This window comes from Treponema sp. OMZ 798 (assembly GCF_024181385.1).
Classification (GTDB): Bacteria; Spirochaetota; Spirochaetia; order Treponematales; family Treponemataceae; genus Treponema_B.
In genome coordinates this window covers 2,349,997-2,370,883 of the sequence record NZ_CP051305.1, presented here as the reverse complement: position 1 = coordinate 2,370,883, position 20,887 = coordinate 2,349,997, and the positions used below count along the sequence as shown (strand labels likewise).

The 20,887-nt window shown below is 33.9% G+C and carries 27 protein-coding genes and 1 pseudogene; 23 read left to right on the top strand and 5 right to left on the bottom strand.

The features are described 5' to 3' along the window. Positions 1-9 precede the first annotated feature (9 nt). The 4 genes and pseudogenes from E4O07_RS11000 to E4O07_RS10985 form a co-directional block, all read right to left on the bottom strand. Positions 10-2,129 (bottom strand): annotated as a pseudogene (locus E4O07_RS11000) (methyl-accepting chemotaxis protein). Positions 2,130-2,318: 189 nt separating this feature from the next. After that, positions 2,319-3,104 (bottom strand): ABC transporter permease, encoded by a 786-nt coding sequence (locus tag E4O07_RS10995; RefSeq protein ID WP_253685747.1) that lies wholly within the window; start codon positions 3,102-3,104, stop codon positions 2,319-2,321. A gap of 20 nt (positions 3,105-3,124) precedes the next feature. Then, positions 3,125-3,925: an ABC transporter permease gene (locus E4O07_RS10990; protein ID WP_253685745.1), complete on the bottom strand. Its 801-nt coding sequence runs from the start codon at positions 3,923-3,925 to the stop codon at positions 3,125-3,127. A gap of 17 nt (positions 3,926-3,942) precedes the next feature. Further along, a complete protein-coding gene (locus E4O07_RS10985; RefSeq protein ID WP_371921977.1) occupies positions 3,943-4,728 on the bottom strand; it encodes an ABC transporter ATP-binding protein in 786 nt (261 codons plus the stop codon). Positions 4,729-4,832: 104 nt separating this feature from the next. On the opposite strand from E4O07_RS10985, the gene E4O07_RS10980 reads away from it, so the two are divergent. The 20 genes from E4O07_RS10980 to E4O07_RS10885 all read left to right on the top strand — a co-directional run bounded on the left by E4O07_RS10980 (position 4,833) and on the right by E4O07_RS10885 (position 18,147). Next, positions 4,833-5,408: a glucosaminidase domain-containing protein gene (locus E4O07_RS10980; protein WP_253685741.1), complete on the top strand. Its 576-nt coding sequence runs from the start codon at positions 4,833-4,835 to the stop codon at positions 5,406-5,408. Positions 5,409-5,546: 138 nt separating this feature from the next. Next, the gene (locus E4O07_RS10975; RefSeq protein WP_253685739.1) at positions 5,547-6,350 is read left to right on the top strand and encodes a DUF2262 domain-containing protein; all 804 of its coding nucleotides are present in this window, start codon (positions 5,547-5,549) and stop codon (positions 6,348-6,350) included. A 12-nt stretch (positions 6,351-6,362) separates the two neighbouring features. Beyond that, on the top strand, positions 6,363-6,899 hold the full coding sequence (locus E4O07_RS10970; protein ID WP_253685737.1) for a DMP19 family protein: 537 nt from the start codon (positions 6,363-6,365) through the stop codon (positions 6,897-6,899). 3 nt (positions 6,900-6,902) lie between these two features. After that, positions 6,903-7,631, top strand: a complete 729-nt coding sequence (locus E4O07_RS10965; RefSeq protein WP_253685735.1) for a hypothetical protein — start codon at positions 6,903-6,905, stop codon at positions 7,629-7,631. Between the two features lie 103 nt (positions 7,632-7,734). After that, complete coding sequence (locus E4O07_RS10960; RefSeq protein WP_253685733.1) at positions 7,735-8,286, top strand: SMI1/KNR4 family protein; 552 nt, start codon at positions 7,735-7,737, stop codon at positions 8,284-8,286. 43 nt (positions 8,287-8,329) lie between these two features. Continuing rightward, positions 8,330-9,124, top strand: coding sequence for a hypothetical protein (locus E4O07_RS10955; RefSeq protein ID WP_253685731.1), 795 nt, complete (start codon positions 8,330-8,332; stop codon positions 9,122-9,124). Positions 9,125-9,149: 25 nt separating this feature from the next. Then, positions 9,150-9,728 carry a hypothetical protein gene (locus E4O07_RS10950; protein ID WP_253685729.1) on the top strand — a complete coding sequence of 193 codons (579 nt, stop codon included), beginning with the start codon at positions 9,150-9,152 and terminating at the stop codon, positions 9,726-9,728. A 123-nt stretch (positions 9,729-9,851) separates the two neighbouring features. Further along, a complete protein-coding gene (locus E4O07_RS10945) occupies positions 9,852-10,151 on the top strand; it encodes a hypothetical protein (RefSeq protein WP_253685727.1) in 300 nt (99 codons plus the stop codon). 77 nt (positions 10,152-10,228) lie between these two features. Then, on the top strand, positions 10,229-10,561 hold the full coding sequence (locus E4O07_RS10940; protein WP_253685725.1) for a hypothetical protein: 333 nt from the start codon (positions 10,229-10,231) through the stop codon (positions 10,559-10,561). A gap of 170 nt (positions 10,562-10,731) precedes the next feature. Beyond that, positions 10,732-11,325, top strand: coding sequence for a HEAT repeat domain-containing protein (locus E4O07_RS10935; RefSeq protein ID WP_253685723.1), 594 nt, complete (start codon positions 10,732-10,734; stop codon positions 11,323-11,325). A 1-nt stretch (position 11,326) separates the two neighbouring features. Next, complete coding sequence (locus E4O07_RS10930; RefSeq protein ID WP_253685721.1) at positions 11,327-11,839, top strand: hypothetical protein; 513 nt, start codon at positions 11,327-11,329, stop codon at positions 11,837-11,839. 3 nt (positions 11,840-11,842) lie between these two features. Next, positions 11,843-12,280 carry an SMI1/KNR4 family protein gene (locus E4O07_RS10925; protein ID WP_253685719.1) on the top strand — a complete coding sequence of 146 codons (438 nt, stop codon included), beginning with the start codon at positions 11,843-11,845 and terminating at the stop codon, positions 12,278-12,280. 32 nt (positions 12,281-12,312) lie between these two features. Next, positions 12,313-12,642: a hypothetical protein gene (locus E4O07_RS10920; protein WP_253685717.1), complete on the top strand. Its 330-nt coding sequence runs from the start codon at positions 12,313-12,315 to the stop codon at positions 12,640-12,642. A 13-nt stretch (positions 12,643-12,655) separates the two neighbouring features. After that, the gene (locus tag E4O07_RS10915) at positions 12,656-13,093 is read left to right on the top strand and encodes an Imm12 family immunity protein (RefSeq protein WP_253685715.1); all 438 of its coding nucleotides are present in this window, start codon (positions 12,656-12,658) and stop codon (positions 13,091-13,093) included. 8 nt (positions 13,094-13,101) lie between these two features. Next, entirely contained in the window at positions 13,102-13,836 is a 735-nt protein-coding gene (locus E4O07_RS10910; RefSeq protein ID WP_253685713.1) for a hypothetical protein, read from the top strand. Positions 13,837-13,876: 40 nt separating this feature from the next. Then, positions 13,877-14,179, top strand: a complete 303-nt coding sequence (locus E4O07_RS10905) for a tetratricopeptide repeat protein (RefSeq protein WP_253685711.1) — start codon at positions 13,877-13,879, stop codon at positions 14,177-14,179. 1 nt (position 14,180) lies between these two features. Next, on the top strand, positions 14,181-14,798 hold the full coding sequence (locus E4O07_RS10900) for a hypothetical protein (protein ID WP_253685709.1): 618 nt from the start codon (positions 14,181-14,183) through the stop codon (positions 14,796-14,798). Positions 14,799-14,935: 137 nt separating this feature from the next. Next, positions 14,936-15,211, top strand: coding sequence for a hypothetical protein (locus tag E4O07_RS10895; protein WP_253685707.1), 276 nt, complete (start codon positions 14,936-14,938; stop codon positions 15,209-15,211). 450 nt (positions 15,212-15,661) lie between these two features. Further along, on the top strand, positions 15,662-16,639 hold the full coding sequence (locus tag E4O07_RS10890; RefSeq protein ID WP_253685705.1) for a hypothetical protein: 978 nt from the start codon (positions 15,662-15,664) through the stop codon (positions 16,637-16,639). A 74-nt stretch (positions 16,640-16,713) separates the two neighbouring features. After that, positions 16,714-18,147 (top strand): DUF6630 family protein, encoded by a 1,434-nt coding sequence (locus E4O07_RS10885; protein WP_253685703.1) that lies wholly within the window; start codon positions 16,714-16,716, stop codon positions 18,145-18,147. Between the two features lie 62 nt (positions 18,148-18,209). Here the strand turns inward: E4O07_RS10885 and E4O07_RS10880 are convergent, their stop codons facing one another. Continuing rightward, on the bottom strand, positions 18,210-19,298 hold the full coding sequence (locus E4O07_RS10880; RefSeq protein WP_253685701.1) for an ankyrin repeat domain-containing protein: 1,089 nt from the start codon (positions 19,296-19,298) through the stop codon (positions 18,210-18,212). A 143-nt stretch (positions 19,299-19,441) separates the two neighbouring features. On the opposite strand from E4O07_RS10880, the gene E4O07_RS10875 reads away from it, so the two are divergent. From E4O07_RS10875 to E4O07_RS10865, 3 genes are all read left to right on the top strand, one after another. Further along, positions 19,442-19,780 carry a hypothetical protein gene (locus E4O07_RS10875; RefSeq protein ID WP_253685699.1) on the top strand — a complete coding sequence of 113 codons (339 nt, stop codon included), beginning with the start codon at positions 19,442-19,444 and terminating at the stop codon, positions 19,778-19,780. Positions 19,781-19,828: 48 nt separating this feature from the next. Then, positions 19,829-20,332 carry a hypothetical protein gene (locus tag E4O07_RS10870; protein ID WP_253685697.1) on the top strand — a complete coding sequence of 168 codons (504 nt, stop codon included), beginning with the start codon at positions 19,829-19,831 and terminating at the stop codon, positions 20,330-20,332. Between the two features lie 74 nt (positions 20,333-20,406). Beyond that, positions 20,407-20,730 carry a hypothetical protein gene (locus E4O07_RS10865; RefSeq protein ID WP_253685695.1) on the top strand — a complete coding sequence of 108 codons (324 nt, stop codon included), beginning with the start codon at positions 20,407-20,409 and terminating at the stop codon, positions 20,728-20,730. Positions 20,731-20,887: the final 157 nt, after the last annotated feature.

Here is a 20,887-nt window from a genome sequence, read left to right as displayed (position 1 = left end):
TCTCGATTTTTAGATTTTAAATTTTTCGACCTCGCTTACAAGGCTGCTTATATTTTCTTTATTTTTTGAGAGATGCTATTGACTTCTTGGGTCGCTTCATTTATTTGAAATGCTCCTGCTGCCATTTCATTCATACTTGCGGTAATGACTCTGGTAAGATCGTCAAGTTTTTGCATTTCAACAGCGATGTTTTTTCCGCCTTCCAACATTTCGGCCGAACCATCATTTACACGCGATGTGATTAAATTGATATCGTGAATCGCCGTTAAAACTTCACGGCCTCCGTTTTCTTGCTCTTTCATTGCAAGCATCAGAGTTTCACTCATCTGTTTTACTTGTTCTGATAGGGCAAAGATACTGTCAAATTTTTCTTCAGCTAATTTTGAAGATGTGGAAAGGTTTTCAATCTCTTTACTTAAAATTTTTAAGGTTGAAGTTATCGTTTTTCCTTGTGAGCTGGATTCTTCTGCAAGTTTTCTAATTTCGTCTGCAACAACTGCAAAACCTTTTCCCGCTTCCCCGGCATGAGCTGCTTCAATTGCCGCATTCATCGCAAGCAGATTTGTCTGACTTGCAATATGCTGGATTACGCTTGAAGCTTCTAAAAGGCCGCCCGATTCTTCCGAAATTTTTTGCGTTACCGTATTTGATGCTGAAAGAGTTTCTTTTCCTTCAGCTGTAGCTCCTGCAAGATTTTTGATGGCTTCATCCGTTTTTATAAGCGTCTGAGTTATTGAGCTTATGTTACCGACCATTTGTTCTATTGCCGATGAAGACTCGGCTACACTTACAGCCTGAGATTCTATCATTCCGTTTAATTGTGTGATGGTTTTAATAATCTGCTCAATGGTTGCAGAAGTTTCTGTAACACTCGCTGCCTGTGTAAGGGCTTGTTGTTTCACCCCTTCTATGTTTGTACTTATTTGATGTATTGCACTTGCCGTTTCAGTCATGTTACTCGCAAGTTCATTTCCTATCTGCTCCATTTCCTGAGTTCCTGAACCGACTGTCTTTATTGAGTTTCCTATTTTTTCAATCGTTCTGTTAAAGTATTTTGATAGATCAGTTATTTCATCATTTCGTTTGATGGGCAAGCGTACCGTTAGATCGCCGTCTCCATCTGCAATATTTTTAAGAGCTTTAACTGCTGATATAATTGGTTTTACTATTGTAAGGGCTATAACAGCTGTAAGAATAATGGATACGATTAATATGGTTATACCGATAAGTCTCACTGTGATTTTTAAAAGCTTAAGACTGCGTGTAAGTTCGCCGACCGGAGCACTGACTATTATCTTCCATTTTGTTGTTTTCATAGGAGAATAAGCTGCGATTTCTTTTTCGCCTTCATATGTAAATTTGCCTAAACCGGCTCCGGAGGATGATAAGACCTTTTGTTCAAAATCGGCGATGCTTTTAAGTTCCGGTTCGGACTCAGCGCTTTTAATACTGTTCTCTTGATCTTCAACTATTTGCCTGTCTTTGTCGGCAATTGTTGTTCCCGAAGCGCCTATAATATAACAACCGCCGGTTTCTCCTATTACAATATCATCGATTAGATCACTAAGCGCTAATCCGTTAACACCGGCGCTAAATACGCCTAAAATATTTTGTTCATCATCATAAATAGGTACGGAGAGTATAATTTCTAAATGGCCTGTTTTACGGTTTCCGATAGGTTCAGAAATGAAATTTCTGCCTGCTATAGCTTCCTTATACCATTCCCGATCGCCGACAAAAAATGAACTTCCATCGATAGAGTATCTTATACCATTCTTATCTGAAATCCCAAAGTATTCTATCGTTTTATTCCGCTCGGCATCTTTTTGTAATGCCTTTACTTTCTCATAAAAAGTAAGTTTAGAATCGCGAAGAGCCGGGATACGTGCAAGACCTTCTAAAAGCTGTAAAAAATTATTGATCCTTCCGTCGATAATTTCAGCCGTATCCGTTGCCTTCATTATGAGAGCTTTTTCAATTTTTTCCATTAAAGCCTTTTTTGCTATAAATAAAGCAGAGGCTCCCATTGTAAATCCTCCAATCAGGATTAACAAACCAAAAAAGAAAATCAACTTTCCTAAAATAGAAAACCGTCTTTTTTCCTTTTGATGAATATTTTCACCTAACATATGCGGCTCCTTTCATGTGCTATTTTAAGAACTATTTATAATTGATGTTTATTGAATATACATTTAAGAGTTGATAAAGCCGATTATACATTATTTTTTTTATTTTTACTAGATGTTTGTGCAAGAGATACATGGAAAAAATTATAATGGAGAAAATTTATAAAATAGGAATAAATAAGTCTTATGTTTTTACGAGCCGGTAGACTTATATTTTGATACGCCGAACCGCCAAAAAAGATAGGCAGGAATTAAAAATAAAAATGAAAGAAGAGGTAAAAAGGCGAGGGCAGGGTTTTCATATTTATCGAATAAAAACAAAAGAGGATAGTATTGAAAAAGAGCATAAGGAATTATAAATGTGCAAAAGCGTAAAATTTTGTTTCCGTATATTGAAACGGGATATGAGGCAAATGTTCTGGCTCCATCGGTAAAGATATTCATAAACTCAAGACTTTGTATGGTAAAAAAAGAAATAGCTGCATAGATTAAAAAAAGACCTGAAAATACAGCTATGCCTCCTAAGAGCATTGATATAATTGTAAACACCTTTAAAAAAGACCAATCTATATTTCCGAATCTTATGCCGTAAAAAAATAAAACAACGGTTATGATAAGTCTTCCTATTCTTGAAAATTCGAATTTACTTCCCAGTACTTGAAGGGGTAAATTTCGGGGACGCAAAAGAAGTCTGTCAAAGTCTCCGTTTATAATCAGTGTAGAAAATGAATCAAAGCCTCGTGCATAGCTTTCGGTAATGGCAAAGCTCAACTGCATTATTGAATAACAAAAAATAACTTCGGCAAAGGAAAATCCTTTTATCGACTGAAAGCGCGCAAATAAAAAATAAAGAGCAAAGACGCTGTTGCAGGTTAAAAGAAACTGCCCCAAACACGATAAAAAAAACGAAAGCTTATATTGCATTGTGCTTTTTAAAAGAATACCTATATATCTAAAATAAAGTTTTAAACCGTTCATACCTATCTTAAAATTTTAATTTAACCTCCTTGCACCACCAGTTTTTTTTCTGCCGCCTTTGCAATAAGTTTCCCCGATATAAATAAAACGATGAGCCAGAATACTTGCAGGATTATTTTTTTACCTGCATCTTTAGATGAAATATCGTAAGAAAAAATTCTTAAAGGAATATTTTGAATTCCTGTGAAGGGAGACAATTCTAAAATCTTTTTTATTGTTTCGGGGAAAAAAGGAATGGGAATTACCTGCCCCATTAACATTTCGGAAGCCGATAAAAATACTATTTGAAGCCCTCTTGGAGAAACCGTAAAAAAACAAAGCACGTATATGAGGCAGGTAAAGGCTGCTGCCGTACAAAGGCCTAAAATCATGGAGGCTATAAATATTAAAAACGTAATAAGGTCAGGCATTACGAGTCGGTAGGGCATGGGTAAAATTGCGGCAATTATTAAAACGGGGAAGCATCTTAAAAGTCCTCTTGCAAGTCTTAATGCAACCGAGCGGGTAAACCAGAGAGTGTATATTTCGATGGGTTTGGACATTTGGTAAACAATGGAGCCTGAAACAATAGAGTCCGTTATGTCGCCCTCGAAGGTCCACATTGCAAAAAATGCTAAGAAGGCTTGCTGCATCCAGATATAGGAAACAAAGGCTGAAAAGCCCATAGGAAAATTTTGAGGTGAGGTTTCATAAAAGGCTTTGAATAAAATAATAGTTAAGCAGCCCCATGCAAATTGAGTCGAAATGCCTGCAAGGGCGGCAGCCCTGTACTGTAAGTTTGCTATAAATCTTATTTTAAAAAAAGAAAGATATTTTTTCATAAACCGTAAAAGCCTTTTTAGCAATTTTCTTTATAAAACTCGGCGAGGCTTTCATCCAAAGAGAGGTTTTCTTTTTTGATGTCTTTTAAGGTTCCGTCCAAAAGAATTTTTCCCTTGTCTATTAAGATTATACGCTCGGTAATTGCTTCAATATCCTGCATATCGTGGGTGGTTAAAATAATTGTTGTTTTATTTTTTTTATTCAGTTCCGAAATAAATTTTCTTACCGTCAATTTTGAAAGAGCGTCAAGCCCTATTGTCGGCTCATCCAAAAAAAGAATTTTTGGGCTGTGCAAAAGAGAGGCCGCAATTTCACACTTCATCCTTTGGCCTAGGGAAAGTTGGCGGGCAGGAGTTTTTATAATTTCTTTTAAATCTAAAAGACTTATCAATTCTTCCAAATTATTTTGAAAAAGATTTTGAGGCACGGAATAAATATCCTTTAAAAGCTCAAAGGAATCTATAACGGGAATGTCCCACCACAGCTGAGTTCTCTGTCCGAAAACTACGCCGATGTTTTTTACATATTCAACTCGTTTTTTCCATGGAACAAGGCCTGCAATTTCGCAAGTGCCGGAGTCCGGTGTAAGAATACCGCAAAGAACTTTTATAGTAGAGCTCTTTCCTGCACCATTGGGGCCTATGTAACCTACGGTTTCTCCTTCATTAATCGTAAAAGAAATATCGTTTAAGGCTTTTATATATTCATAGTCCCTCTTAAAAAGAGCCTTTGCTGCTTCCTTTAAGCCCTTATTTCTTTTTGCGACCTTGTATGTTTTGCAAATATTTTGAACCTTAATCATTTTTTCTTCCATAAAAACTTTTACAGGGGCGGTATAATATCATTAAAAAGAAACTTGTTCAATAGAAAATTCAAGTCTGATTTATTTTTTCCGAAACTCTAGTTATGAAAAAGCGGATTTTTTATATTTTAATTTTTGGTTTATCTTTTTTGTTTTTTTCATGTTTGAGTTTGTTTATAAGTCCTCCTCATCTAATCGAAAGCCGGGGCAGATGTTCGGCTGAGGATTTAACCGCCTTTTTTATGAGCCAAAATCCCAAGGCCGATAAGGCGAAGGTAAGGCGCCTTGCTCAATTTTATATAGAAGAGTCTGAGGCTGAAGGAATAAATTCGGATATTGCTTTTTCGCAAATGTGCTTGGAAACAGGTTTTTTACGCTTCGGAGGTTTGGTAAGCGAGGAGATGAATAATTTTTGCGGCCTTGGTTCAATCGGAGAAGGGAAAAAAGGAGAAAGTTTTCCAACCGAGAAGACGGGAGTTTTAGCCCATGTTCAGCACCTAAAGGCATATGCTGCATCCAAGCCTCTTGTCCGCACTCTAGCCGATCCGCGGTATAAATATGTTAATCCTAAGGGAAAGGCTCCTACAATTTACGGGCTTGCCGGAACTTGGGCGGCAGACCCAAACTACGGCAAAAAACTTGAAAACATATTGAAAAGATTGTACAAATCGGTTTATTAACCGGAACTATTCAATGTATATACTCTTGTCAAGTTATATTATATAAAAACCTGCCCACAAACCTGAGTTTACAAAAAGCATAAAAGCTTGTATACTTAAAGGGCGATAATGTAAAAAAACTTTATCTATGGAGGAACTATGATAGAAAACATAAGTACAAAAGAACAGTTTGAATCAAAATTTCTTAATGAAGAAAAAGAGATCTTAGTGCTTATCGAAACTAAAACCGGCGGAGCATTTAAATTTGGCGATATGTGGGCGCCGTCAAATCGTCCTTTAGCATTCATCGATCTTGCGGATAATTCACTTCATTCCGAATCGATACGCTTAGAGTGGCTTGTAGAAGATCGGGATTGGAAATATTATTTTAAACCTCAAACTGCCTTCCGAGTGAAGGTGCGCCCGCAAAAGCCCGGCTCTTCTTCGAGATATAAACATCTTTTTATGCTCGTAGAAGTCTTAGAAGAGGGCGTGAAAGATAAAAGATTTGACAAAATTCTAAAAGAATATAATACCGAAGTTATCTATGAAGATGAGGATTTTTATTTTGTTCTGAATAAAGAATATGACTGGTTCGAAGGTGCAATAAAGTATAAGGATGAAGATATTGACCTGAATGTAGAAACGGAAGATTTGGAAGAATTAAAAAATATTTTGAGTGCTTATAAAGCCGCAACAAAAAATTTCGATGAGTGGCTAAACAGAATAAAAAAATTTGCAGCAGAACAGCTTACCGGCTTGGCAAATGATTGGCAGGAGAAGGAGACTCCCGAAATTACTAAAAAAGACTTCTTCGACCGGGTTGAACTTTCGAGTATTGTTCTCGAGCCAAAAAATAATTTTATTGTTTACCTGCATGATGATGATATGTTTTTCGGGCACATTATCTGTGTGTACGGAAATCTTGACGGAAAACTCGATAGTGCGAATATAGAAGGATAAGGAGCTTAAAAAATGAAAATAATTAATGAAAATCTAACGATAGAAGTTATTAAAGAAATGGGAGAAGAAATTGACCTTTATCGGCTCATTGACCCTATGTGGTACACCGTAAATATTTACGGAACGCATGAAGAATATCTAAAATCGGCTAAAGATTTTACTTTGGAGCAGCGTTACTTATTAGCCTTGCAGTGGTATACGGTGGAAACCGATAACGGCGGTCATCATCAGTTTTTTTTCAACTCCACAGGTATTGTGTGGCAAGACGCCTTGGAAGGTCTTAAGCTTTTTGGCATTGATGATTTATATAAGAACTTCTTGGAAGTGATAGAATTTTTCGGCGGCTCAATTTCTTTTGATAGGAAGCAGCGCTGGGATATGCTTTCAGAAGCGGAAGAAAAAGATGAAGAAGCTCTTAATGATTTTTTGGATAAGCATGATAGGTTCTATTATAATCACGATGAATTTGACGATAAACTGATAACCTACATTAAAAACAACCCCGAAAAATTTGTCTTCGTCGGCAGTTACGAAACAGATGAGGATTAGAACATGGAAACAAATAATATAATAAACGGGCTAAAACATTTATCTGAAGGACTATTCCTACCCGAAGAATGGATTGATTGGTGGAAACAAAATGAAAAATTTGCAAAACAATTTTTGCCGCCGCGGTGGTATTTAAAGATAAAACCTAAGATGCCACAAGGTTTAATGGGTGCCGCTCTAATATCTCAAAATGCGGCTCGTGAATACTTAAAATCTATAAATCAATCTTATAACGAAAATTCACAAGTCAATTATATGGAAGGATGGCGAAAGCAAATAGATGATATCTCCTTGAACTATGACAAAGTTGATATTATTGATTTTGACTTGAAATTTACCAAATTGAAGCAAAGTTACCCTAACTTGTTTACCGTAATAAAAAAACACTTACTGAAAAATGATGTTGTGGAAAATAATTTAACCGAAGAAAAATTAACCTCATCATTCTTTTATAAATTATTACATAGTGATGTGATTGCATTTTTTTATTGTATTTCGCAATTAAAAATGGAAGGAATTCTTATTGATTTTGATATGTTAGAATTACGGAAGGAATATATTAAATTTGGGGAATTATGGTTGAATAGTGATGGGGATGAGTTATATATCATACCTCATGAAACTTCTGTATATTTGCATGATATAGGGAAAAATCAAATACATATTATAAATAAATCATTTAATTCATTTATTGAAAATGATTTGAGTCATTTTATCTCTGAAAATATTTAGTCTTTTACTCTGTTTTGAAGTGATTATCCTTTCCTTTGCCAAGGACAACACCTTGATACCGAAACCGAATTAGCGTATAATAGATACAGATATAAAGAATAATATGGACTTCGGTTTAATAAAAAATAGCAACATAATTACAAATGGAGATCTATCTGTTCTTAAAAGTTTTACTTTTAAAAATGGAAGGAAATTTCCTTCTTCTTATATTTCTTTTGTTGAAAGATATGGTTATGGATTATCATCCGGGCTTTTTATAATTTATATTCCAATGGATAATTATCCTGATTCAATTTTTTTGAGAAGTAAAGAAATTATTTCGACATATCAAGATGTTTTGGATAATGAAGAAAAATTATGGTTCGATATGGAACCGGATTTAAAATATCAAGATTTAAAGAATCTATTTCCATTTGGAATGAGCGAAAATGGACATTATTTGTTTTGGGATATTACAAGTAACGAGTTAAAAGATGAGATGAACATTTATATCACTGATTTTAGAGGAACCGGCTTTTTGAAAGCGGCGAACGATTTATATGACTTTTTTGAAAAAGTAGTATCCAAAAATAAATATAAAGAGATACTACCTTTTTCTGAAAATCCATTGCCTAATACTTTTCAAGTTCTTGAAACAGGTCGATATTATGAATAGTTTTTCACTTTTTCTAAATCAGACGGAGATAAAATATTAAACTATGATTTATATTAAATACTATAATAAGAGCAAAGGTTATTTTTTAGAAGACCTCAATAGAAAACCTGATCCCGAGATTGAAAAAAAATTAAATATCCAAACTGATGTCATCTATCAGTCACCTCATACAAGTAAGATCACTTGGGCGGCAAAGAGAATAGACGAAAATTGCATACGCATAATGGTATTCAATGAAACTTTAAATAAGATTACTTCTATAAAATTAGAAGATGAATTTAGTGATTCTGAAATAGATTTTGCAGGCTTAAATGAAGAAAATCGTATAATAATATCTTTTACAGCAGGACAGGACGGTTCTCAAGATTATTGCATAGAATTAAACAATAATGAGCTGAAGGTAATATATAAGTTCCCGGAGAATTTATCCTATATGTTTAGCTTCGATAAGTATGCTTTGTTTGCAGATTTTTACAGCTCAAACTTTATTAAAATTTCATCTTCCGATTTTACACAAATCCTCGAGAAAACATATTCACTATTTAAAAAAGATTCATTATCCAATATCCAAAAAATCAATGATAGTTTCGGAATATTTTGTACAACTGAAGGAAAATGCTATGCTTTTGATTTATCCAAACTTGAACTAATTGATGAACTTATTATCGATTATACGATAGATGAATTAAAAAATAGCTGTGGCGTGAATGCATTATTTCAAACAAGGGATGAAATGATCTTCCAATATCGCAATTATAAAAATGGCAAAACAAGCATTGAATGGCTCAGTGTAGATAAATTATATTTGGATAAGCTTATCAAAGAACGAAAACTGTGATATAATTAAAAAAAGGATATATATTATGAAATTAAAAGAAGCACTAACAAAATTTAATAATGTGTTCGGCAGAAATAAAACCGATCTGGGAAATTTTTCCGTCATTGATGATGCCGTGAAAAATACCGAATGCACAGATGAGTTGGATCAGTTTTACTCTTTAACGTCTTTCGATAATGTGTTAATAATCGGAGGAGAATTCTTTCTTACCATTCAACCTAAGATAAAACTTGATAGAGCTCAGGAAGGCTGGTACATAATTCTTAATAAAGAAGGACAGCGGCAAAACGATGATACAAAGTGGAATAAAGATTGGGTTGTATTTGCAAATAGAAATGATGATGCTGTTTACTTTGACAGAAAAAATGGAGGAGTGTATGGTTCTGTCGATAAAAGACAGTTCTTTCATTTAAGCTCTTCTCTTGCCGATTTCTTTTTTCTTTTATCCGAATGTATGAAGCTGGAAGAAGAAAAATATAAATTTAACACAAGCGATGATGACGAAGAGCCTTTAGAAAACTTTATTGATGATACAGAAGGCATTCTCTCGCAATGCTTAAGCACAAAGCAAGTTGAAGATTTTCTATCGTTCTTTTTTGGATAGTTCAGTGGCTCCGATTTGTCAGGAAGGAATTGTAACTTATATTGATACCGAAGATGAAAAGTTTTGAGGCTGCGGAGAATGCGGTAATGTTTGGTTTTCAAAAGAAGATTTGGGTATAAAGTCATGAATTTAGAACAGTACTACTCCGGTGATGATGTTTGGGATAATTTCGTGGAAATAGCCAAAAAAGAAGTTGCCTCTGCCGGGTTTAATACAGACAAATCTATTTTAGATAAACTAAAAAGAAAACTAAAAAACAATGATGATATAGCTTATGTTGCTTACTATTTATTCTACAATGATAGCATTAATTGGATTGAAAGAAGAATCCCTGCTTTAGATAATCTAATGCCGATAGAGTGTCTAGCATCTGAAGAATTAACTAATAGATTACGAGAGGTTCTATTAAGAACTCCCCTCTGATTAATGGGAAAATTTATTTTTAAATAAACTTATCAAAAATCAAATACTATGATATAATTAAAAAAGGAGGCCTTGGTATGATAAATGAAATCTATAAGAGGATTGGACAACGGATTTCCGACTCGATTAAAGAAAAATGGGTTAATGCTGTTTTGCAGATTGAATATATAGGGGCGGTAAAATGCTTTTTGCAATATAAAAAACCGGACGGCACAGCCGGCAACATAGCCTTAGTTGACAGTTTTAAAAATATGAGAGACATAAAAGATTTGTACAAAATAATGACAGAAGGCGGAAAAGCTAAATGGAATAAAGCTGTTTTTTATTTAAACGCTGACGGTTCATTCAATATGGAATTTGAATGGGATCAAAAATTGCAAGATGAAATAGAAAAATTATGTCAAAAATAAAAGATATATTTTCATATTCTTCGCGCTGGGATAGCATCGGGCTTAGCTGTGCAGGATGTAAATATTTTCAAGGACCGATCCAATGGCCTGATACAGAAAAGCAAAGCAGATGTGAGCTGCACAATATTTCATTAGCCGTATCATATAAAATTGAGAGGAGGAAAAAATAAATGAAGACAACGCTTTTTCCAAATTGGACATTAGACGAAATAGATGAAACGGGTGCAATTTCGGAATATTTTCATAATGAAAAAATGCCTTTCACCGAAGAGACTATGATTAATTGCCTTAAAATGAAGCGTAATAAATACGAAATTTATTGGGCTGTTTTAGCTCTGCGTATGCTAGGAACGCAGAAGGCAATTCAATATTTAAAAGAAGTTGCCGCTTATAAAAACTTAGATGTGCAGGGTGCATGTGTTTTAACTATCGCTTACTTAGCCGAGGGGACTGAAAATAAATATTTGGCGAGCCTCTTGTTAAATCAAGATTTCAAAGCAAAGTGGTACGCAGTTGTTGCCTTCAATCACAAACCGGACGGCAAGGCTGTTCCTTATGCAGCTGAGTACGGTTTTAAAACAATCAAAAGCTCAAAAAATAAACCTGAAGCGGGTTCTTTAATAGTTGAGTATCTTGCAAGATATGCCCCGGAAAATGAACTTGCAAAAAAGATATTTGCAAGAATAAATAAAGACTTCGAGAATCTTTCTCCCAAAGAACAGGAAGTTTTTACAGCGAATTTTCCGCATATCTTTAGAAATTAACATGAATAAAATTGTAACTACAACAGTAATGGTAATTTTTACTCTCTTAGTTTTTACAGCCGATATACTGCTGATTACGCGGTTTTTCATGTTGATAAAACAAAGAAGATATAATGATTCGGCCCCCCTTTGGGGCGGACTTCCGGATTTATTTCCCAAAATTGAAAATAGATATTTTAAAACTTTTTTGAACTACATCACGCTGAATATTGCGGTGTATATCATCGGGTACTATTTTCCAAGCAAATGGCCTGGTGCCAAAGCTCTTAGATTTTCTTTTGATGTTGTTATCGAAGGGTATAGATTTTTAATAGCATTTATAATAACAAACCTTTTTTTAGCTATTGGCCGGCTCACAAGAAAAATAAAAATTTTTCAACAAAATACAATTTCGGTTAAACTATATTACATTGAGCTTATCATCATTCCTATAATTGTTGTTCTTTCTCTTTATTTTTTTGACAGTGTTTTCAAAGTGCTCACAAAGTATTATCTTGAATTGCCTATGGAGTAAGGTATGGAACAAAAATTGATAAAACGGCTGCAAATATTTTTCGATAGACACCCGTCACTAAGGGGAAAGCCTGCCGATATTGAGCAAATTACCGCTGCCGAACAAGAACTTAATATAAAGCTCGATGAGGACTATAAGGAATTTATAAAACTTTTCGGAGGAGCTTATGCGGGTTTGGCGATACACGCTTTTGAAAATGGAGAATCCATAGGCAAAGAAACAATTATTGAATTAACCCGTTATGCCAGGAAATTATTTAATGATATAAAATTGTTCCCTGAAATAAATACAAGTCTTGTGATTGCAGATGACGGTTCAGGGAATCCGATAGCGATTGAAGCTGACGGAAGCGTTGTTTTATTTGACCTTGATATAGAAAAAAAGAGGGTTATTGCCTGTTCATTTGAGCATCTCATTGAACAAAATTTTGAAGAGTGGTAAAAAATGATAAAATAAAAACGAGGTGGGAAAATATGGGAATAGGAATAACGCCTGAAATGGCGGTCTTAGCAACTCCTTTTTTATTAGGATTGTTTTTATTGGTAACAATAGGCACAAAGAAATTTGCAACGAAAGAAAACCCTAACGGACTGATGACAAAAAAAGGCAGAATTGCCTCTGCAATAGTTTTGTCCGTTTCGATTGCCGTTTCCGCACTGTGGTGGTATTTAGTTTACGGCAAGGGCAGCGGCGGTGCTGAGGTTAAAGGCGCCTTAATCACGATAGGTATAACCGAAGTGAGCCTTTGGGTATGCGTCTTGATTATTGCTGTGGTGTTTAAACTTAAAAATAAAAGAAAATGATATCGAGCAATATATGGAATTTTTTTTGAGTGCTGCAATCGGCGGAGAAATTACGGCTGAGGTTGACGGAGCAAAAATCATTCATTCATTGATAATAAAGATGAGAAAATCTTTAAAAGAACATTTTGAAAAATCTTTTTTTGAAGGTCTTAATAAGATAAAAATCAGTGTGTATATCGGCGGAGATGTTTCCTCTTATTGTGAAAAAACCGGCATTAGCGTAAGCCGGTATTCCAGTACAAAAAAAGAATATACGGCGGAGTTTTGTATCGACAAAAATTATTGGAATTTAGAACCTCTTCTTCCGATAAAAAATAAATTTATTTTGATTATGGAAAATTTATTGATAAACTTAGGAGAACTGATCGAAAAAAAACTTAAAGCCTCAGGCTGCAATTTTGACTGCAAACTATTTAAAGAAATTGTTCTTAAAAGTTTAGTGGAGGTATAAAAAAGAATATGATAAAATATTCAAAAGAAGCATTAGATGAAGCATTACTGCAAGCTCAAAGCAACGATATTAGTATGAGAACAAAAGGAATAAGGTTTTTAAGACAAGCCTCTTGTTTGGAAGTCGGCACGAAAAATACATATCCGATAAGGGATTGGTTTTCAGAAGCTGCTAATTATACAAAGCTGTTTGAAGTAATACAATCCGAAAAAGATCCGAAGCTGTTATGGGAATATTTATTTTTGATAAAAATGTATTGTGAGCGTTATATTGATTCAGCTCATTTAGTAAAAAATTCTGAAACCTTTATCCAAAAAAAAGAAAACATGGAATTCAAAATAAAAGCTTGCAAACTCGGAGAATTATTTTTGGTACACCAAGATGCTTCAGTAAGACAGGCCGCAGCAAGTCTGCTTTGGTACTTAAAGAAAACTTCCGAAGTTTGGCCGATAATCATAGAACTTATGCAGAAAAAACACGATTATATAACACTTTCTCATATCGGCATAATGATTTGCAATTGCTTTTCACTTTTGAATGACGATAGAACTATTACGGATTATTTGGAGAATACCGCGGCAAAGGAAAGTCTTATTTCACTAAAAGATGCAGCAGCTTTAAAGGATGCCGTATCACTTGCATTAGAAAAAGCCCCGGCAGCCGCAAAAAAAGCCGGCTTTAATTTAGTATCAAAAACACTTGACAATATAATTACAGAGCTTGCAAAAATCAATAAAAAATGATAGAATAGACATAAGATGCTTATTTTAGCAGGAGATAAATATGAACGGAGAATTATACCTAAAAAAAGGATTGCTTCAACTAAACAAGAAATTGTATGATGAAGCCTTGGAAACTTTGAATAAGGTTATCGAAATGGATGATGATCTTGCCAGTGTGGTATCTGCAAAATGTATTTTGGGTGAATATTATTTTATTCATCAAAACTATGAAAAAGCAAAAGAATTTTTATCATGGATTTGCGATATGCAGGATGAACTTGAAGAAGAGTTTGACGATTTACTTTCAGAAGAAATTGACACTGCCTATGTGTTGATGGAGTTAATTGAAAAATATAATCTGTAATATGAAAAATAATTCTTATATTCACAACTTAAAAATAGATGATGTTCCTTGGAATCGTCTTCCTACAACTTATGCAAGAGCAACTCTGTTTCCTCAATATTTTGAAGTATTGGATAATATGCAGGAATCGGATAAAATAGAAAAAGCATTAGATGAAATTTCAATAAACATTGAACATCAAAGTACTCTATGGTATGCAACTCCGTTTGCTCTTGTATTTCTTGGAAGAATTTTTATTAAAGCATTAAATCAAACTGAAGCAAACATAAATGCAGATTATATAGTGGAGAGGCTTCTCGAAATTTTTGATGTAATAGCTGAATGCTGTTGCGATGGAGAAGTACTGGAACATCCTGAACCCTTGCCTCTTTTTGAAGATATGTTAAAAGAAGAATATCTATGGTCTGAAATTTATAATGAAGAAGATGATTTACTCCGGTACGAGGAAGAAAATGTTTTCCCCGGTAATCTATTTTATAGTTTTTATTATTATTCTTTTGAAGTATTAACAACTTATCGTGAAGAATTTGCCAAATTAAAAGATACAAAATTTGCAGAAATTGCCTTGTATATAGACCGCAAACAAAACAATGTATTTCAAAAATTTAACCGGACATAATTTTGGAATGACATAAAAATATAAGGAAATTAGTATGATGAACTATTAGAGAAGTTTTTTCCGATGCTTTACCGGAAGAATAAAAAGAATGGGTTGTGAATGCTTAATGAAGAATTACAAACTGAAAAGGAGAACCTATGGTAAATAAGGCTCATATAATGTTATTAAGTGATGATTTAAAAAAAAGATTGCAATTGGAATTACATGCAGGCAATACCATTGCAGAAACGGCAACAGGCGGATTTTCTAAAACCGAATCGTCTCATTTGTTTGTATTCCTTGAAAAACCTTTTTTGACTCCCGTACAAAAAAACATACCCGGAATAACATATACCGAAGTCAATGACGTACATTACTGGAAAGCGGAATATACCGATGAAGTAAATCATCAAACCCTTGCCTGCAAATTTTAATCGTAGGAAATAAACCGAGAACACAAATGCCTAACATCTTATTTCACAGCGACCCTTGCAGTAAAAAGGTTACACAGCGAAAGCAAAAAGTAAAATAATTAAACAATAAGTAGATAATTATGTTGTCAGAAAAAGTTAAAAATTATTTGATAGAAACAAGGTTGTACGATGAAATTGAAGATATAAATTATCAAAAAGTAATGTTAGATTTAGGTATTAAATAGGATGCGGCTTTCGCCTAATTTAATCTTTATACAAATGCTGTAACATTTTCAGGACAAGCTTATGACATATTGCTTGATGCCATTGAGGTTGCAAAATATGATAATGAAAATGTTGAACTAAGATAAATAATCCAAGTTTTACACTAGACAATTTATAAAAAAGCACTTAAAATAATAAATAGGTTTTTAGAGGTGCTCTATAAATTAAACAAAAGGAGATAAAACAATGAACAACCTAAAATTAAGTTTATTGAAAAAATGGGAATTGGATAGTGAGTTTTCGTTTGTACACGGCTCTGTTTTGTTGCCGGACGGAACTGCGGTAATTCTAACTACAGGGCTGAAGAGCGATTGGGATAAATATTACCTCCTTGTGCTTTCTTCCGATGGAATAAAAAAGATTCCGATTGAACATGAACAAACATCAAGCAGAGATTATCCTGTGCTTTTTCGATATGGTGCAAGTTTCGGACTTATCATTTCGGCAAAAGAGCTGCGGTATTACTCCGGCATTCATTCGTTGCCTGAAATAATTCCGATAAAAAATAATTCACAGCTAAGAGGAAGCATTGTACCGGAAAAAGCTCAACAGAGATGTTTTCAAAATATATCCGACAGCAAGACAATTCCCGTTTGCTTTGAAAACGAATTTTATTGCGGGGACGCAAGGTGTTTCGCTCTTTTGGAATTTGATGTTGCTGCAAAATCTGCCGAATGGAAATGTTTTTCTACAATAGATAAAAAGGCATTTACACATCAAGATGACAGCTGTGTAGACGCACCTAAAATAGACAGCATTAAAATATCGGATAAAGAAATCTATGCCTTTATTCCGGGCGACAGCCAAACATCGGTTAATAAGTGGGGAATGAATTATTATGCCCTTGCAAGAATTTCCGAAGATGGGAAAATAATCAAAAAACTTATCGAATCAGATGACTTAAAAAAAGACGGTAAAAAAGGCGGCATCAACGGATGCTTTACTGATTCTCAATATGTGATAATGACTCCTCTTTTTAAAACCGATGATTGGAAAGGCAAGCAAAAAGTTTTTTCACTCAGTACACATGAATATTCCGACATTACCTTCCCAAGAGGAATGTCAAAACACAAACTCGAAAACATCTTAGGCGAATTTTGCCTTACCTCACTTTACGATAGAGGCTTGAAAGAAATTGCCTTGTGTAATTGCGCTAACTTATAAAAGATGGACTAATGGTTTTATTTGTGTATATAATGAAGCGGGAGCATTTAAAAAATAAATAAAGGAGAAAATAAATGGCACATGCAGAAACATTTATTGAACATCATTGCGCTTTTATTGATTGGAAAGAAGAGATAGATGAAGCCGTTTATCAATTAACTATGCATTTTCCTGATTATAAAAGTATATTTGAAAACGAAGATTTTATTAAACTGATAGAAAACTATTCTGTAGAAGATGCTGAAGAGTTTCTTCCGGCTATTGGGCAGGAGTTAAGTCGTTACGATTTAGTTTTGTATGAAATATATGAGGACAGTGACCGCATTTGTCTTTATATTTGCCGCAAGGATAATAGTGCAATATTTGAAAAAGATGCAAAAACCAAAAAAATGAGATTGACTCAATATAAGCAATCGCGGAAGAAATGGGGTGAGCCTGCACGGCTTCTAAAATTGGCAAATCGTTTGCCGTATGAACTCTATCGCGTGGAAGATGTGAAGACATTCACCTACCCATTTTCCGTAGCAGAAGGCGGCTGGATAAGAGATATAGATAATATGGCTGAATCCATCTATATCGGCGGAAATTATGTGTTTTTAGACTTGCAAACTTTCCCTCCTAAAGAGAAAAGTATATCACTGAAGTATCTGCCTGCCGGAATACATTATTATGATTATTCTTCTGAGCATAAACTTTATTGTGCCGGGTTTAGAAATGTCAGTGTAGATGAAAATAGGAAGGGTAAATATTGGGGAACGATTAAAATAACTGCTGATCCTTTCGATATGGATAGCTGGGAAGATGTTAAGTGCGAGGATTATTTAGATGAGCTTTCCGTTCCTGTTTGGATAGGTGATGATGTAGTTATACTTTATGAAAATAAGGCGTGGATAATTCAAGATGCTGCTCACGGCGGAAGAGAATGCCGCAAACTTTGGGAAACACCAAAAAAGGAACAGCCTGCACGCGATGAGTTTTATCCGGAATTAATTGAAATGTCTGACGGAAAGCGCTATGTCTTTGCAAACGGATATTTCCTTTCTCTTGAATATAAAGAGAAAAAAAGCAGCGGTTCGTTTTCCGAAAAAACGGAGAGAATCCCTGAACTTAAACCTCTATTTGAGCTGGACGAACCTATCAACTGCGGAGCAGCTTCTTTCGAAAAGAATAAGTTTGTGTATATTCATAGAGGATTTATTAAAGAAATTGATATCACGACAGGTAACTTATCGCGTACTTTTGAATTGGAAAAAATGAATCCGAAAGTATATAACTATATCAGCAAACTGAATGACGAATGGCTCGCCGTAATAGGAGTTGCCGACAAAAACTATGACCTTGCTCAATTTTGGAATTTCAAAACAGGCGAAAAGCTTAAGATGAAGTTCGGCAATCTCGGCAAATTCGCAGTGAGAGATATTATCGAGCATCCTGACGGCTATACTTTGATTAATGTTAGTAACAGCATACTAAAAGTCGATAATATGTTGAACTTGTTGCGTAAATAAAAGGATCAGCTAACCACTTCTAATTTGTCAATTTTTCATCTATAAGTAATATTTATAAAAACTTACTCACACTCTCCATTCAAATAAGCGGAAATATATTTTTCCGTATTCAAATAAAACTCTTCCCATGTTGCAAGCGGTGTGAATGTTTCGTGTTCATAGTCGATTACGTAAATCATTTTTTTAGCAGGATACCAAACAAGAAGCAGATCGTAATTATCTATTTTTGCTGCAAGTGAAAGTACTTTTTTATTTTTCCATGTCATCTCAATCGTATCCCCATAAGAATAAAAACGAATAAATTTCGAATATTCGGAATGAGGCATATTGATTACAAGATTATCACCTTGAAGAAAATCAATCATTTTTTTAGGTAACTTATAACTCTTAAGAGCAATATTCTTATTCTCAAGAATGTGAAATTCGCTAGGTTCATGCTTGGCTAAAAATTCGGCCATTTCATTGTTACCATTCTGGACAGCAACGGAATAAGGTCTATCTCCGTATTTATCTTTGATAGTAATATCTGCTCCTTTTTCAACCAAAAACTGAACCATTTTAAAATGATTCCCTCTTGCAGCTTCTAAAACCGGTGTGTTTGCATAAGGAAAAATCATGTCCGGTTTATGATAATTTATATCGGCTCCTTTTTCTAAAAACATCTGAACCATTTCTAAATTATTTTCGGAAGCCAAAAGCCTTAACAATAAGCCTCCATATTCGGCAATAGTAACTCCCATTTTTTCCAAAGCATCAATATTGGCTGTTTTATTTTCTCCCCAAAATATTTCTTGAAAAAGTTCGGCTTTTTTCTCATCAGCTAAACTTTCTAAATCTTTTTCAAAAAGAGCAACCGTTTCAGGTTCACAAAAGCGCACGGCAATTTCAATAGGTTTTGGGTGTGATTTACCCTTATTTGATGCGTTATGTTCAAGTAGGTAATGAATAATATCCTTTTTATTTAAGTACAATGCCATTTCGAGGGCTGTAAAATCTTCTCCATACTTATTTTTAATTCGGATAATTTTATTTATTTTTTTCCCCAATAAATTTTTTAATTCTTCTAAATCATTGTTGTAGATAGCTATTATTTCAGGATCTAACTCCGATACATCAAATGTTCCAAAATGCGCAATTTTATATTTTTCCATAGTTTTCCAATTATACCACATCTGCCGGTTTTTTATAAGTATCTAAAATTGTTTTTTAGTTTGCCGACTAACAAAATATGGAAAAATGTGGTATAATTAATTTTGAATAAATTAGATGACTAAAAATTTTTAGGAGTTGAAAAATGAATGGAGAAGAATTTGTAAAACTTTGTTATAAAGAAAAAGAAACTATTTTGAATGAATATTTCAATCAAAATTCCACAGTAGTTGCAGGAAAAATAAAGAATTTAATGCAAGCCGGAATCAGTAAAGATGATTTATATGAACTTGTAAATTCGGTTATGACAGATAATTATTACACATTACTTCTTGGATTAGATGGAGCAGCTTCTTTAGGTGGTAAACAGGTATCATACAAAATCTACGATGAAAAAGGAAATTTGATAAATAAATGCGGTGAAATTGAAGAATGCGCATTTACATATTTTATGGAAAAAGAGAATCAAGTTTTACCAAAATAATGCACTGAAAAACGAAACCATAATTTAGAAACCAAGGAGAAAAAGATTATGTCATCAAACAGATTTGATATTGTTGCTGCCTTTAATAAGAAAGACTATATTTTAAATTATTGTGAAAAACTTTTTGAAAAAAATAATTATAAAGAAAAAACTTTGTTTAAAAATATGCCGGAGAGAATGGTCTTTGAAACGGAAATATGGATGATTGGAGCAAAAATACGTACGGAAATTGCTAAGATGAAAAAAGATAAGAGAAGCGATTTGCTTTTACAAGAAATTTTAACGATAGTTCAAACGAAGAAGTACCGCAAGGGCAGGGAAAGTTTTGTAATGTTATTACATTATTTTTCAGACATACCGGCTATTGCAAATGTATTGGGAATTCTTTTGGATGATAATGACCTATATGGTTTTGCCGTTAAGGAACTGAACAAATTGAAATTTTACCGCTATACGGAAAAAATAAAAAGCCTATTGGAAAACGAAAAAACAGGCTGGATAAAACAAGAACTCAAACATAACTTACAAAATGCCGGCTGCATTTATGAATAACCGCAATGCATAATGAAAATATAATTAATTTTAGGAGTGTTCACATTGATAGAAATAAAAAAGAGAGCTGCTGTATGAATGAAGAAATTTTAAATTCAGTTTATAATGCCTCACTGGAATTTGGAGAAAATTTCCGCAAGCACATCATTGAAATTATTGAAGATCTTTATCCGAATATTTCAAGTGATGAAAAAAATTCCATTGCAGCTTATATTGAACAAACAAGAGAGAATATAGAAAAATATTTTTATGACCATTATGATTACAAAAATGAAACCGTAAATAAATATTTACACGAACAAGGAAAACAATGGATAAAAGAAACTTATACTTGGATGAACAGTAAAAATATTAACCGCGCTGCTTCTCAAGGAATGTATTATGCTTGGCACGGATAAAAATGAATCGAAAAAACTTCAGGAGAAAAAAATGATTTATATATTACAAAATAAAAAAATGACGTGGGGTAATTACGGAGAAATATAAATTGCCTGCAGAAGAATTAAAACTATTTAAGGGGAACTGCAAGGTATGTTCGATTGATTACGTTATAGG

Coding starts and splice junctions, on each gene's coding strand:
- E4O07_RS10995 (WP_253685747.1), bottom strand. CDS start 3,104: ATGAACGGTTTAAAACTTTATTTTAGATATATAGGTATTCTTTTAAAA.
- E4O07_RS10990 (WP_253685745.1), bottom strand. CDS start 3,925: ATGAAAAAATATCTTTCTTTTTTTAAAATAAGATTTATAGCAAACTTA.
- E4O07_RS10985 (WP_371921977.1), bottom strand. CDS start 4,728: ATGATTAAGGTTCAAAATATTTGCAAAACATACAAGGTCGCAAAAAGA.
- E4O07_RS10980 (WP_253685741.1), top strand. CDS start 4,833: ATGAAAAAGCGGATTTTTTATATTTTAATTTTTGGTTTATCTTTTTTG.
- E4O07_RS10975 (WP_253685739.1), top strand. CDS start 5,547: ATGATAGAAAACATAAGTACAAAAGAACAGTTTGAATCAAAATTTCTT.
- E4O07_RS10970 (WP_253685737.1), top strand. CDS start 6,363: ATGAAAATAATTAATGAAAATCTAACGATAGAAGTTATTAAAGAAATG.
- E4O07_RS10965 (WP_253685735.1), top strand. CDS start 6,903: ATGGAAACAAATAATATAATAAACGGGCTAAAACATTTATCTGAAGGA.
- E4O07_RS10960 (WP_253685733.1), top strand. CDS start 7,735: ATGGACTTCGGTTTAATAAAAAATAGCAACATAATTACAAATGGAGAT.
- E4O07_RS10955 (WP_253685731.1), top strand. CDS start 8,330: ATGATTTATATTAAATACTATAATAAGAGCAAAGGTTATTTTTTAGAA.
- E4O07_RS10950 (WP_253685729.1), top strand. CDS start 9,150: ATGAAATTAAAAGAAGCACTAACAAAATTTAATAATGTGTTCGGCAGA.
- E4O07_RS10945 (WP_253685727.1), top strand. CDS start 9,852: ATGAATTTAGAACAGTACTACTCCGGTGATGATGTTTGGGATAATTTC.
- E4O07_RS10940 (WP_253685725.1), top strand. CDS start 10,229: ATGATAAATGAAATCTATAAGAGGATTGGACAACGGATTTCCGACTCG.
- E4O07_RS10935 (WP_253685723.1), top strand. CDS start 10,732: ATGAAGACAACGCTTTTTCCAAATTGGACATTAGACGAAATAGATGAA.
- E4O07_RS10930 (WP_253685721.1), top strand. CDS start 11,327: ATGAATAAAATTGTAACTACAACAGTAATGGTAATTTTTACTCTCTTA.
- E4O07_RS10925 (WP_253685719.1), top strand. CDS start 11,843: ATGGAACAAAAATTGATAAAACGGCTGCAAATATTTTTCGATAGACAC.
- E4O07_RS10920 (WP_253685717.1), top strand. CDS start 12,313: ATGGGAATAGGAATAACGCCTGAAATGGCGGTCTTAGCAACTCCTTTT.
- E4O07_RS10915 (WP_253685715.1), top strand. CDS start 12,656: ATGGAATTTTTTTTGAGTGCTGCAATCGGCGGAGAAATTACGGCTGAG.
- E4O07_RS10910 (WP_253685713.1), top strand. CDS start 13,102: ATGATAAAATATTCAAAAGAAGCATTAGATGAAGCATTACTGCAAGCT.
- E4O07_RS10905 (WP_253685711.1), top strand. CDS start 13,877: ATGAACGGAGAATTATACCTAAAAAAAGGATTGCTTCAACTAAACAAG.
- E4O07_RS10900 (WP_253685709.1), top strand. CDS start 14,181: ATGAAAAATAATTCTTATATTCACAACTTAAAAATAGATGATGTTCCT.
- E4O07_RS10895 (WP_253685707.1), top strand. CDS start 14,936: ATGGTAAATAAGGCTCATATAATGTTATTAAGTGATGATTTAAAAAAA.
- E4O07_RS10890 (WP_253685705.1), top strand. CDS start 15,662: ATGAACAACCTAAAATTAAGTTTATTGAAAAAATGGGAATTGGATAGT.
- E4O07_RS10885 (WP_253685703.1), top strand. CDS start 16,714: ATGGCACATGCAGAAACATTTATTGAACATCATTGCGCTTTTATTGAT.
- E4O07_RS10880 (WP_253685701.1), bottom strand. CDS start 19,298: ATGGAAAAATATAAAATTGCGCATTTTGGAACATTTGATGTATCGGAG.
- E4O07_RS10875 (WP_253685699.1), top strand. CDS start 19,442: ATGAATGGAGAAGAATTTGTAAAACTTTGTTATAAAGAAAAAGAAACT.
- E4O07_RS10870 (WP_253685697.1), top strand. CDS start 19,829: ATGTCATCAAACAGATTTGATATTGTTGCTGCCTTTAATAAGAAAGAC.
- E4O07_RS10865 (WP_253685695.1), top strand. CDS start 20,407: ATGAATGAAGAAATTTTAAATTCAGTTTATAATGCCTCACTGGAATTT.